9 protein-coding genes are annotated in these 11,715 nt (G+C 67.1%); 4 read left to right on the forward strand and 5 right to left on the reverse strand.

The annotated features are described in order from the left end of the window. Positions 1–38 precede the first annotated feature (38 nt). Positions 39–1,121, forward strand: coding sequence for a tartrate dehydrogenase (locus CFB41_RS20715; protein ID WP_089443110.1), 1,083 nt, complete (start codon positions 39–41; stop codon positions 1,119–1,121). Between the two features lie 247 nt (positions 1,122–1,368). Further along, complete coding sequence (locus tag CFB41_RS20720) at positions 1,369–2,679, forward strand: MFS transporter (RefSeq protein WP_089443109.1); 1,311 nt, start codon at positions 1,369–1,371, stop codon at positions 2,677–2,679. A 77-nt stretch (positions 2,680–2,756) separates the two neighbouring features. On the opposite strand, the gene CFB41_RS20725 is transcribed toward CFB41_RS20720, so the two are convergent. From CFB41_RS20725 to CFB41_RS20745, 5 genes are all read right to left on the reverse strand, one after another. Continuing rightward, positions 2,757–3,548, reverse strand: coding sequence for a polysaccharide lyase family 7 protein (locus CFB41_RS20725; RefSeq protein ID WP_089457725.1), 792 nt, complete (start codon positions 3,546–3,548; stop codon positions 2,757–2,759). Between the two features lie 340 nt (positions 3,549–3,888). After that, the gene (locus tag CFB41_RS20730; protein WP_089457726.1) at positions 3,889–4,386 is read right to left on the reverse strand and encodes a shikimate kinase; all 498 of its coding nucleotides are present in this window, start codon (positions 4,384–4,386) and stop codon (positions 3,889–3,891) included. Positions 4,387–4,604: 218 nt separating this feature from the next. After that, positions 4,605–5,939 carry an argininosuccinate synthase gene (argG, locus tag CFB41_RS20735; RefSeq protein ID WP_044848086.1) on the reverse strand — a complete coding sequence of 445 codons (1,335 nt, stop codon included), beginning with the start codon at positions 5,937–5,939 and terminating at the stop codon, positions 4,605–4,607. Positions 5,940–6,268: 329 nt separating this feature from the next. Further along, positions 6,269–7,339 (reverse strand): FUSC family protein, encoded by a 1,071-nt coding sequence (locus CFB41_RS20740; protein WP_089457727.1) that lies wholly within the window; start codon positions 7,337–7,339, stop codon positions 6,269–6,271. A gap of 163 nt (positions 7,340–7,502) precedes the next feature. Further along, positions 7,503–9,035, reverse strand: a complete 1,533-nt coding sequence (locus CFB41_RS20745; protein WP_089457728.1) for a diguanylate cyclase — start codon at positions 9,033–9,035, stop codon at positions 7,503–7,505. A gap of 590 nt (positions 9,036–9,625) precedes the next feature. On the opposite strand from CFB41_RS20745, the gene CFB41_RS20750 reads away from it, so the two are divergent. Together CFB41_RS20750 and CFB41_RS20755 are read left to right on the forward strand one after the other, a co-directional pair. Further along, on the forward strand, positions 9,626–11,161 hold the full coding sequence (locus CFB41_RS20750; protein ID WP_089458940.1) for an amino acid permease: 1,536 nt from the start codon (positions 9,626–9,628) through the stop codon (positions 11,159–11,161). A 264-nt stretch (positions 11,162–11,425) separates the two neighbouring features. Continuing rightward, positions 11,426–11,671 carry a DUF3717 domain-containing protein gene (locus tag CFB41_RS20755; protein WP_043178075.1) on the forward strand — a complete coding sequence of 82 codons (246 nt, stop codon included), beginning with the start codon at positions 11,426–11,428 and terminating at the stop codon, positions 11,669–11,671. Positions 11,672–11,715: the final 44 nt, after the last annotated feature.

Consider the following 11,715-nt stretch of genomic DNA (forward strand, 5'->3'; position numbering starts at 1 on the left):
AAGTGCCTTCACGCTGACGATCAATCGAGGATGTGCGCATGAAGACCTACCGTATCGCAACGATTCCCGGCGACGGGATCGGCAAGGAAGTCGTGCCTGCCGGCAAGCAAGTGCTGGAAGCGCTGGCCCGCGGCAGCGACCGCTTTGCGTTCGAGTTCGAGGATTTCGACTGGGGCGCCGATTACTACCGCCGGCACGGCGCGATGATGCCGGCCGACGGCCTCGACGCCTTGCGCGGCAAGGACGCGATCCTGTTCGGTTCGGCGGGCGACCCCGACGTGCCCGATCACGTGACGCTGTGGGGGCTGCGCCTGAAGATCTGCCAGGGCTTCGACCAGTACGCGAACGTGCGCCCGACGCGCATCCTGCCCGGCATCGACGCGCCGCTGAAGCGCTGCGGGCCGGACGACCTGAACTGGGTGATCGTCCGCGAGAACTCGGAAGGCGAATATGCGGGCGTCGGCGGCCGCGTGCACCAGGGCCATCCGATCGAGGCCGCGACCGACGTGTCGATCCTCACGCGTGCCGGCGTCGAACGCATCATGCGGTTCGCGTTCCGGCTCGCGCAGTCGCGCCCGCGCAAGCTGCTGACCGTGATCACGAAGAGCAACGCGCAGCGCCACGCGATGGTGATGTGGGACGAGATCGCGAAGCAGATTGCGCAGGAATTTTCCGACGTGACGTGGGACAAGGAGCTCGTCGATGCGGCGACCGCGCGCATGGTCAACCGGCCGGCGTCGCTCGACACGATCGTCGCGACCAACCTGCACGCGGACATCCTCAGCGATCTCGCGGCCGCGCTTGCCGGCAGCCTCGGCATCGCGCCGACCGGCAACATCGATCCCGAGCGCCGCTATCCGTCGATGTTCGAGCCGATCCACGGCTCCGCGTTCGACATCATGGGCAAGGGGCTCGCGAATCCGGTCGGCACGTTCTGGTCGGTCGTGATGCTGCTCGAGCACCTCGGCGAAACGGCCGCCGCCGCACGGGTGATGCAGGCGATCGAGGCGGTGACGGCCGATCCGTCGCTGCATACGCGCGATCTCGGCGGCAGCGCGACGACCGCGCAGGTGACGGCGGCGGTGTGCGAGCGCGTCGCGCACGCGGCGGTCGCCGCCTGACGACAAGCGCGGCGATGGGTGGGCGGGCCGCGACATAGCGGCTCGCGACCGGTGGCTGGCGGCTGGCGGCGGCGCGCGGGCGCAACCGGTTACCGTTCGTCGCCTGTTCATCGTCCCCGGATGTTCCTGCCCCGCGACTCGCGCGTCCGACGCGAGCCGGGCGTCGGCCCACGCGCTTCGTCGCGACGCCGGCGAGCATTCAAACACCGAGTACGACTCGACGGCTCGACCTCGAAGGAGGAGACACATGCAAGCGGATCTGGAAACCCGCGTCGCGCGGAAACTGATGTGGCGCATCATTCCGTTCGTGATGCTGCTTTACTTCGTCAGCTTTCTCGATCGCGTCAACGTCGGCTTCGCAGCGATGACGATGAACAAGGCAATCGGCCTGTCGCCGACCGCGTTCGGGTTCGGCGGCGGCCTGTTCTTCATCGGCTACTTCCTGTTCGAGGTGCCGTCCAACCTGATTCTTCATCGCGTCGGCGCGCGCATCTGGATCGCGCGCGTGATGATCACGTGGGGGATCGTGTCGGCCGTGTCCGCATTCGCGGCCGGGCCGACGAGCTTCTACGTGCTGCGCTTCCTGCTCGGCATGGCCGAAGCCGGGTTCTTCCCCGGCATCATCCTGTACCTGAGCCTGTGGTTTCCCGCGAAGCAGCGCGCGGTGGCCGCCGCGTGGTTCATGGCGGCCGCGCCGATCTCGACCGCGATCGGTTCGCCGCTGTCGGGCGCGATCATGCAGATGCCGCCGATGTTCGGGCTCGCCGACTGGCAGATGCTGTACATCGTCGAAGCGTTGCCGGCGGTCGTGCTCGGCTTCGTCGTGCTCAGGTGCCTGACCGATGCGCCGTCGAAGGCGGCGTGGCTGCGCGCGGACGAGCGCGACTGGCTGGTCGCGAAGCTGAAAGCCGAAGCCGATGCGCGCCACACGCATGCCGGGCATACGGCCGGCGCGTGGCAGGCGCTGCGCGACCCACGCGTGCTGGCGCTCGCGCTGATCTACTTCGGCACGTCGGCGGGGCTGTACACGCTCGGCCTGTGGGCGCCGCTGATGGTCAAGCAGTTCGGCTTCACCGCGCTGCAGACGGGCTTGCTCACCGGCATCCCGAGCATCGCCGCCGTCGTCGCGATGATCGCGTGGGCGCGGCATTCGGACCGCACCGGCGAGCGCACGTGGCACGTCGTGACGCCGTGCGTGCTTGCCTGCATCGGCTTCGTGTTCGCGGGGCAGGCGAGCACGGCGCTGCTGACGGTGCTCGCGCTGGTCGTCGTCAACATCGGGATCAGCGCCGCGAAGGCACCGCTGTGGGCGATGCCGAGCGCGTTCCTGTCCGGCGCCGGCGCGGCGGCGGGCATCGCGATGATCAACTCGATCGGCAATCTCGGCGGGTTCGTCGGGCCGTTCGCGATCGGCTGGTTGAAGCACGTGACGGGCGGGTATGCGGCGGGGCTCTACGTGGTGGCGGGCACGCTCGCGGTGTCGGCGGTCGTCACGCTGATGTTGAGCCGCAAGGGCGCGAGGGATGCCGCCGTGTCGGGGGTGCGGCATCACTCGTAGGCTCGACGCGTGCATCGAAACGCCGGACGGTCGCATAGGACGTGCGCCCGTCCGGCTTCATGCGTCGTGCCGCGCGGTCAGCTGTGCGTGAGCGTCAGCGCATAGAACTTCACGACGGTGCCGGGCGTCGTCAGCGGCGTGCCGGACACAGCCGTCTGGTCGTAGTCGCCCGCCTTGAAGTAGAAGCTCTCGCCATCGAAGCTCGAATCCATCGTGAAGGTCTTGGTCGTGCCGTTCGCGGTGACGGTGATCGTCGTGCCGCTCAGGCTCAGCGCGTAGCTGAACTTCTGCCCGACGCCGACCGTGGTGATCGGCGTGGTCGTCGACTTGCCGCCCTGGTTGGTGCTTTCGAGCAGCAATTGCACGACGCCGCCGGACGTGAACTGCAGCTCGCACAGCGGCTTGCTCGGGCCGGTGCCCTGGAAGATCTGGCCGATCGTCGTGTGATCGGGCACCTGCGTGACGGCCACCGTCGCGTTCAGCCGATTGGTGCCGGAAGTCGGCCAGATCGTGTTCTCGCGCAATTCGGTGCGCGGATGCAGCGAGCCTGACGTCGTCCAGCCCTGCGTCGGGTCCATCATCACCATCGATCCGTCGCTGGCGTCCGTGTAGAAATACGTCGGGTTCACGTAGCCGCCCGCGAGCGACGAACCGCTCACCGTGTCGACCTTGCCGGACGAGCCGGTCGGCAACTGCAGCGTGAACGGCGCGAGGTTGAAGTTCGAGCCGGGCGGGTTCGACGGGCTGAGCGCCATCGCGGTGGCCTGCTGGCGGGCGGCGGCCGGGCTGGCCGGATCGTCGCCGCCGCAAGCGGGCAGGCACGCAACGGACAGAACGGCGACGACGCACGGGATGATCCTGTTCTTCATGGTGTCTCTCTCTGATGGTCCGTGGCTGGGCGCCACGTTGTGGATAACGTTTTCCTATTCGGGTGCCTGATCGTTGAAACGAGATCGGTGCCCATAGAATGCACGCCAAAATACAGAAAGCAGATGAGGCTCTAAGGCTGGAACAGTGATACCATGAATTGCGGGGTTTTCAACGCTTGCAATCGGCTTTCCATGAACGCGCGCAGGCCGACCGAGGATGATCCTAGCAAGAAGCGTCGGAAGAGTAAACGTTTTCCTATTCGGGCTGGAGAGGCGGTCTTTCGCTGGTTGCTGCGAGGTATCCGCGTGCCGGCGTGAAGGGCGCGGGCAAGTGTGCCGGTTACGACTCCGTCGCCGCGACGTGTTGCGCGATACGCGCCGCACAAGCATCGGGCGTCGCATCGGACGTATCGAGCACCATCTGGCTGAACGGCCGCGACGCATAGCCTTCGCGATACATCTCGGCAATCCGGTTGCGCTCCCAGTCCGTCAGCGCACGCGAGCCGCGATTCGACGCTGCGACTGCTTCGGGCGGCGCGAGCGTCACGATGAAGAGCCGCGCATCGCGCGCGTCGCAGGCCGCGCGCAGCCGCTCGAACTCCGTTTCGCCGATCGGATAGGCGATGACCAGATGACGCTCTTGGGCGTGCGTGATCTGTGTGACGAGACGTTCGAGCGCGATCGCCCACTGCACGTCGAACGGTGCATCCTCGGGCGCATCGTGATCGTCGCCGTCGATGAAGCGTGCGTCGGGCAGCAAGCGTGCGAGCGCGAGACCGATCGTCGTCTTGCCGCTGTTGATCGGGCCGTTCAGGTGGATGACGGTAAGGGCGGTCATGGGTGAGCGCTGGAATCGGAAGACTCGCAGCTTGCCATGACTGGCGCGGCGATGCCGTGGCGTCGGTACGTCACGCGGGGCGATGCGATTGCGGAGGGAAAGCAGACAGGCGAGGGGGCGGAGAAAGCGGCAGGCCGAGTGCGCGAAGCGGATGCGCTCACCCGGCCTGCCCGACCGTACCGCATCCATCGATGCGGCACGGCGTCGAGCGAAGCGACTTACTTGTCGTCGCCCTTGATCTGCGGCAGCGCCGACGCTTCACCCGGCGTCAGCAGCCCGACTTGCGAGTACACGCGCAGCTTGTCACGCGTATCGGTGATGTCGAGGTTGCGCATCGTCAGCTGGCCGATCCGGTCGCGCGGCGAGAACGTCGATGCGACCTTCTCCATCGACAGGCGTTCCGGCTGGTACGTGAGGTTCGGCGACTTCGTGCTCAGGATCGAGTAGTCGTTGCCGCGGCGCAGTTCGATCTTCACTTCGCCGGTGATCGCGCGTGCGACCCAGCGTTGTGCCGTTTCGCGCAGCATGATCGCCTGCGGGTCGAACCAGCGGCCCTGGTACAGCAGGCGGCCGAGGCGGCGGCCGTTCTCGCGGTACTGCTCGATGGTGTCTTCGTTGTGGATGCCGGTGACGAGGCGCTCGTACGCGATGTACAGCAGCGCGAGGCCCGGGGCTTCGTAGATGCCGCGGCTCTTCGCCTCGATGATGCGGTTCTCGATCTGGTCGCTCATGCCGAGGCCGTGGCGGCCGCCGATGCGGTTCGCTTCCAGCAGCAGCTCGACCTGATCCTTGAACTCGACGCCGTTCAGCGCGACCGGCTGGCCGGCTTCGAAGCGCACCGTCACTTCTTCGGCGGCGATCTTCACGTCGTCGCGCCAGAACGCGACGCCCATGATCGGGTTCACGATCTTGATGCCGCTTTCGAGGCTTTCGAGATCCTTCGCTTCGTGCGTCGCGCCGAGCAGGTTCGAATCGGTCGAATACGCCTTCTCGGCCGACATCTTGTACGCGAAACCGGCCTGGTTCATGAATTCAGACATTTCGGCACGGCCGCCGAGCTCGTCGATGAACGTCTGGTCGAGCCACGGCTTGTAGATCTTCAGATCCGGGTTCACGAGCAGGCCGTAGCGGTAGAAGCGCTCGATGTCGTTGCCCTTGTACGTGCTGCCGTCGCCCCAGATGTTGACGCCGTCTTCCTTCATCGCGGCGACGAGCATCGTGCCCGTCACGGCGCGGCCGATCGGCGTGGTGTTGAAGTACGTGACGCCGGCCGTCGTGATGTGGAACGCGCCGCTTTGCAGCGCCGCGATGCCTTCGGCGACGAGCTGCGCGCGGCAGTCGATCAGGCGGGCGCCGGCTGCGCCGTATTCGATCGCGCGTTTCGGGATCGCGTCGTAATCGTCTTCGTCGGGCTGGCCGAGGTTCGCCGTGTATGCGTACGGGACGGCGCCCTTGAGTTTCATCCAGTGCAATGCAGCGCTGGTGTCCAGGCCGCCGGAGAAGGCGATACCGACCTTCTGGCCGGTCGGGAGGCTTTCGAGAATCGTGCTCATAGGAATTACCGTGGATTGAAGCCGGTGGGATCGTATTTCGCGGAATATGCGAGTATCGGCTGTCCCGGAGGTTGGGGCAAGGGCTGATTTTCGCGCGGAACCGTCGTCGAGCCTGTCGCGGCGGGCCTGGCGGGCGGTTAACCGGGTGGAGAACACCCCGCCGGCCGGCGCGAAATCGCCGTAAAAACGGCGCCGACGTGCCCGGCCGCGAGCCGTGTTTCCGGGGCCGGATCGACTGAGAGGCGGGGTGGCTCGCCGTATGGATGCCGATGTGCCGCTATGTAAGTTATATGAAAGACTGGCGCGCGAAACCCGGATTCCCGCGACCGTCAGATATTCCACGACTGCGCGGTATCGAGCAGCTTCTCGCGCAGCTGATCGACCTCCCCGGCCAGCTTGGCCGTGATCGACACGTAGCCGGACACCTGCGGCGGCGGCGCGTCGTGCGGCCGGTCGACCGGCTGGCGGCGCGGCGAGAGCCGGCTCGGTGTGCCGAACTTGAGCGCGCGGCTTGCGCCGACCAGCGTGTCGCGGATGCGCCGGTTCAAGGCCTTCATGTCGACGCGCATGTACTCGCGGGCCGCGATGTCGTCGCGGGCCGGCAGCGCGCTCGACAGGATCTCCAGATAGCCGATGCACAGGCGCAGGCTGCGCTGGATCGCCTCGAGCTGCGCCATCGACGTCTCGCATTCCTTCGACACCGACGGCATCAGCGAGCGCAGCTGCACGAGCAGCGCGCTCAGCGCGGCCATTTCCTTCAGGTGCGCGTCGTCGCTGACCTGGCGGTCGCCCGCGAGCCGCGCATGCACGGCCGCGCACGCACGCAGCGCGTCGGCGAGCTTGTAGCGCCACGAGTAGGTCGCGTAGAGCGGCAGCGCGAACGAGAACGCCAGCGCGATCGCGATGCCGACCAGCACGTTCACCGCGCGCCACAGGCCGTCGACGATCTCGTTGTCGCCGTGCCCGGCGACGATCACCATCGTGATCGCCGACAACAGCGCGATGTAGCCGGCCTTGCCGATCGCGTGATACGCGCAGATACCGCACCCGACGGCCATCAGCAGGTAGATCGCGAACGGCGCGTGCAGGAACGAGTAGAGGAGGATCAGCCCGAGCCCGGCGAGCGCGCCGATCGACGTGCCGAGCGCGCGCTCGGCCGCCTTCTTGCGGATGTTGCCGTGGTGCTGCAGCCCGCCGACGACGATCAGCACGGTGATCGTCGACCACTCGCCGTGCGGCACGTTCAGGCCGGTGGACAGCGCGATCGACACGAGAATCGCGAGCGACACGCGCGCCGCATGGATCAGCTTCGCGTGCCGGTAGCGGCGATACGGGTCGAGCAGCGGGCGGAGCGCGTGGCGCAGGAACGGCGGCAGCCGGGTAGGGAGCGGGGTGGTCATGGCGGAACGGGAGTGGCTGGAACGCGCACGGCGGCCTGCGCGGGCCGGCGCCGCGCCGCGTGCGCAGCAGGTGTCACGCTAACCGAACGCGGGAAGGCTGTCCACGGTGCGGTTATCCGGCCAGGCCGGCCGCCGCGCGACTTCACGCCACGTCACGGCGACGTCATGCGCCGGCGGCGCTCGGTTGCGCCTCCAGCACGCGATTGCGGCCGCCGGACTTCGCGCGGTACAGCGCCTCGTCGGCCCGCTGCAGCAGCGTCGCGGCGTTCACGCGGCCGTCGGTGGCGGTCGCCGCGCCGATGCTCGCCGTGACGCGCCCGTACGGGCTTTTCGCGTGCGCGATGTCGAGCGCCGCGATCGCGCGCCGGATGCCCTCGGCGACGGTCAACGCGCCCGGCGCATCGGTGTCGGGCAACGTGACGACGAATTCCTCGCCGCCGTAGCGCGCGACGTGATCGCTGTCGCGGCGCAGGCAGCGCGACGCGGTTTGCGCGACGCGCCGCAGCACGTCGTCGCCGGCCGGATGGCCGTAATAGTCGTTGAACGCCTTGAAGTGATCGACGTCGACGAACAGCACCGACAGCGGGCGGCCGCTGCGCGACGCACGCTGCGCCTCCTTCGCGAGCACCGTGTCGAACGTGCCGCGGTTGTCGAGGCCCGTCAGCGCATCGGTGTGCGCGAGCCGGTACAGCTTCGATTCGGCGACCTGGCGGCGCTTCAGTTCGCGCGACAGCGCCAGCGACCCCCACGCGATGAACCCGGTGAACAGGCACATCAGCACGACGGTCCAGATCGCGCGGTGCTGCCACGACGCGTAGACGTCGACCTCGGCGGGCGCGACGTCGACGATCAGCGGCAGCGCGGCGAGATGCTTGTAAACATAGATGCGCCGGATGCCGTCGATCGCGCCGACCCCGGCCAGCTCGCCGTCGGGCGCGCGCTGCGATTCGATGAACAGCGGCGAGCTGTGCAGGTCGAGGCCAACCACGTGCGGGTCGTACGGCAGGCGCGACACGAGCGTGCCGTTGTCCTCGACGATCGCCGCGCTGCCGTGCTTGCCGACCGCGAGGCCGTCGAGCAGCGCGCGGAAGTAGTCGATGCTGAGCGTGCCGACCACGATGCCGGCGAACGTGCCGTCGGGCCGGTTGATCCGCCGGCTGAGCGCGATCGTCAGGGCACCGCCGCGTAGCCGGGCCGCATACGGCTTGCTGATGTAGAGGCCCTGCGCGAGCCCGTCGCGATGGACGGCGAAGTAGTCGCGGTCGGCGAAATTGCCTTGCCGCGCGGGCGACGCGCTCGAATCGATCACGATATTGCCGTGCGCGTCCATCACGAAGATCGACCCGAGAAATTCGCCGGTGGCCGCGCGGTCGAACAGCAGCCGGTGACGCTGGCGCGGCGGCAAGGCCATCAGTTCCGGGTCGGCAATGCCGTCGACGACGTTCTGCAGCGACAAATCGTAGAGCGCGATATTGCGGGCGATATCGCGTTCGATCAGCAGCATCAGGTTGCGTGCATTTTCGACCGCATGGTCATTTGCGTCGCGCCGCGCCTCGATTAAAAGCGACGTGGAAAGCCCCCAGCTGAACATCAGCAGCACGATTCCCGCCACGAGTACGCCGCGTGGCGACAGAATGCGTGCCACGATCGACGCGGTATGGCGGCGCAGCGCGGCGGGCAGCGTGAGTGACTTCATCCTCGATGGGCGGCGGGCGGCGGATTTTCGCGTCGTTGGCGATTCCGTACGCTGTTTATTTTGAATCGGGCCGCATTATCTCGCGAATTCCGGCGATTCGCGTGCGCATGCAAAACATGCATGCGGATACGGCGATTCCGAATTGTTACGCATCGTTACTGCTTTACACGCACGTGATTTGATTTGAATCAATCGCCGATATCGGTTGTATTGTCTGAATAATTCAGCGATTACCCGGTGATTATGCGCGCTGGCGCGGCATCGGGCGGATTGCGACGGGATAGTGGTGAAACCCCGTCGGGATCGCGGAAGCGGATAACCATCCGTGGCGCGGGATTTTGAGCCGACCTGCGACGGCGGCCCGGTTCGACGCGGCCAACTCCTTGATTCTGCGAAGTCTCCGTGGCGGCGGCGGGCGGCGCCACGTGAGCTGTCCCCGTGACGAATCAGGTAGAATCCGCGCTTCGCCGCAGGCGCCCGCCGCGCAACGCGTATCGGGGCCGCATCGAATGCATCGCAGGACGCGCACTGCGCTCCGATTTCGCATGCGCCGGCTACGGATGCCGGCCCGCTCAACGTTCGTCTCGTTTATGTCCGCAATTCCGAAATCCGACCCATCCGGTTCGTCAGCGAACCCACCCAAGCTTCATCGCGCGCTGAAGGCGCGCCACCTGACGATGATCGCCATCGGCGGCTCGATTGGCACGGGCCTGTTCGTCGCGTCCGGCGCATCGATCTCGCAGGCCGGCCCCGGCGGCGCGATGGTCGCGTACATGGCGATCGGCCTGATGGTCTACTTCCTGATGACGAGCCTCGGCGAAATGGCCGCGTTCATGCCGGTGTCGGGCTCGTTCGCGACCTACGGCGCGAAGTACGTGGACGAAGGCTTCGGTTTCGCGCTCGGCTGGAACTACTGGTACAACTGGGCCGTGACGATCGCGGTGGAGCTGGTCGCCGCGCAGCTCGTGATGCATTACTGGTTCCCGAACGTGCCGGGCGTGTGGTGGAGCGCGGCGTTCCTCGGCGTGATGTTCCTGCTCAACGCGCTGACCGTGCGCGGCTTCGGCGAAGCCGAATACTGGTTCGCGCTGATCAAGGTCGTCACCGTGGTCGCGTTCATCGGCGTCGGCCTGCTGATGATCTTCGGCATTCTGAAGGGCGCGCCGAGCAATGGCTGGGGCAACCTGACGATCGGCGACGCACCGTTCGCGGGCGGCCTGCCGGCGCTGATGGGCGTCGCGATGATCGCGGGCTTCTCGTTCCAGGGCACCGAGCTGATCGGCGTCGCGGCCGGCGAATCGGAAAACCCGCGCACGACGATCCCGCGCGCGGTGCGCCAGGTGTTCTGGCGGATCCTGCTGTTCTACGTGTTCGCGATCTTCGTGATCGGCGTGCTGATTCCCTATACCGACCCGAACCTGCTGAAGACGGACGTGACCGATATCGGCGTAAGCCCGTTCACGCTCGTGTTCCGCCACGCGGGCCTTGCGTTCGCGGCCGGCGTGATGAACGCGGTGATCCTGACGGCCGTGCTGTCGGCCGGCAACTCGGGCATGTACGCGTCCACGCGGATGCTCTACAACCTCGCGACCGAAGGCCGCGCGCCGAAGATCTTCGCGAAGCTGTCGGCGGGCGGCGTGCCGCGCAATGCGCTGTACGCGACGACGGCCGTCGGCGCGTTGTGCTTCTTCACGTCGCTGTACGGCGACAAGACCGTGTACCTGTGGCTGCTGAACACGTCGGGGATGACCGGTTTCATCGCGTGGCTCGGCATCGCGGTCAGCCACTACCGGTTCCGCAAGGGCTACGTGAAGCAGGGCTACGCGCTCGACCAGCTGCCGTACCAGTCGAAGTGGTTCCCGTTCGGCCCGCTGTTCGCGTTCGTGCTGTGCCTCGTGATCGCGCTCGGCCAGGACTATCAGGCGTTCCTCGCGAACCGGATCGACTGGGCGGGCGTGGCCGCGACCTACGTCGGCATTCCGCTGTTCCTGGCCGTGTGGCTCGGCTTCCGGCTTCTGAATAAGAGCCGCTTCGTGCGCTACGAAGACATGGAAATCGCGCCGTGGATCGCCGCGAGCCGCGGCGCGCAGCGGGAGCCGGTGGCGAACCGCGAAACCGCGGGCTGACGCGGGCGCGGCACGTGGCCGCGTGACGTACGACGCAACGGGAAGCCTCGCGCTTCCCGTTTTTTTTGCCCGGCTTTTGCCTGCACGGGGTCAAAGCCGGTTATATTGCCCGACCCTACCGGGCCACGGCCCGGCCGGCGCGAGGCGCGCCGCGCGGATCGGCATCCGGCGCGCGCGACAGGCGGCGGCCGGCGAAACGCCCGGCGTTCTCATCGTTCCATCCGGGCCGATCCGGCCCGCGGAGCGCGCAACCCAGAGGAATCCATGAGCGCATCACCCGCCGAGCGGAAGGCCGGACCCGTTTCCATCGTGCGACTCGAAGCCGCGATCAACGCGTGGCGCGAAGTGTACCCGCCGGCCCCGGACGGCGAGGACGGCTACGCGCTCGACGCCGGCAGCAATTGCCTCGCCGAGTTGTACGGCACGATGATCTGCTACCAATTGCCGGACGTGCCGCTCGACTCGCTGAGCGACGCGCAGCGCGACGCGCTCTACGCGACCGAGGTGTGATGCTCGGCCTGCACGGTGCCGCGGCGCGGTATCGGTGAACGAAC

The organism is Burkholderia sp. AU33803 (assembly GCF_002223095.1).
Classification (GTDB): domain Bacteria; phylum Pseudomonadota; class Gammaproteobacteria; order Burkholderiales; family Burkholderiaceae; genus Burkholderia.